This is a genomic window from Pseudomonas sp. Xaverov 259, assembly GCF_019352915.1.
GTDB lineage: Bacteria > Pseudomonadota > Gammaproteobacteria > Pseudomonadales > Pseudomonadaceae > Aquipseudomonas.
This window is the reverse complement of sequence record NZ_JAAAFV010000027.1, coordinates 150,687-151,890: the sequence shown is the minus strand read 5'-3', so window position 1 is coordinate 151,890 and position 1,204 is coordinate 150,687. Positions and strand designations below refer to the sequence as shown.

Genomic DNA, 1,204 nt, shown 5'->3' with positions numbered 1-1,204 from the left:
GTTAGTCACCGGAGCGCCGTTTTTATCCACAAGGCTGGCGGTGTAGATGATGTTGCCGCCTTCACCAACGGTGGTGGTGGCGGTCAGGACTACATCCACTTTGTCGATGGTGTCGTTGATGGTCGTAGTTGCACCATCACCTGCCACTTCCAGCTTCTCGAAGTTACCGCCAGTGGTGTCGGTGATCTTGACGGTCTGAGTGCTTTTATCGATGAACACGTCATCGCTTGGCGCCGCAACAGTCACAGAGCCAACGGTATCGCCAGCTTTGATGGTGATGCTCGAACCGTTATCCAGTTTCAGCGTTACATCAGTGCCCGCTTTGTTGGAGAGCGTAGCGGTGTACGTAATCTGACCGCCTTCGTTCGCCTCGGAAGGAGCCGTCAAGGTGACCGTAGTGGTGTCAATCGAGTCGGTAATCGTGGTGACCGCAGGTGCAGTGTTCGGCACCAGGTTTTCGAAGTTGCCGCCGGTCGCGCCAGTGATGGTGGTGCTCACCGTGCTGCCATTGACGTAGACGTCGTTCGGCGCAGTGTCGACCACCACGGTGCCGACAGATTCGCCCGCTTTGATAGTGATCACCGAGCCATCGCTCAAGGTGACGGTTACCGGGGTTTGCGCCGGATTGGTCAAGGTGGCGGTGTAGGTGATCTGCCCACCTTCGGTCACGGTATTGGTAGCCGTCAGCGAAACAGTGGTGGTGTCGATCGAATCGGTGATCGTGGTAACCGCAGGCGTAGTGCTCGGTACCAGATTTTCAAAGTTGCCGCCGGTTGCACCGGTAATGGTGGTGCTGACAGTCGAACCATTGTTGTAAACGTCGTTCGCCGGGGTGTCGATCACAACGGTGCCGGTCGATTCACCCGCTTTGATGGTGATCACCGAGCCATTGCTCAATGTGACAGTCACCGGGGTTTGCGCCGGGTTGGTCAGGGTGGCGGTGTAGGTGATCTGGCCGCCTTCAGTGATCGCGTCGGTAGCCGTCAGCGAAACAGTGGTGGTGTCGATCGAATCGGTGATCGTGGTAACCGCAGGCGTCGTGTTTGGTACCAGATTTTCAAAGTTGCCGCCGGTCGCGCCGGTAATAGTGGTGCTGACAGTGGAGCCATTGTTGTAAGCGTCGTTAGCCGGAGTATCGACCACAACAGTGCCAACCGACTCCCCAGCCTTGATCGTAATCACCGAGCCATTGCTCAAGGTGACA

General features: G+C 57.0%; 1 protein-coding gene. It reads right to left on the bottom strand.

What is annotated here, in order from left to right:
* The coding region (locus K0H48_RS30715; protein WP_257626910.1) for an immunoglobulin-like domain-containing protein at nucleotides 1–1,204 on the bottom strand (1,204 nt) is incomplete at both ends.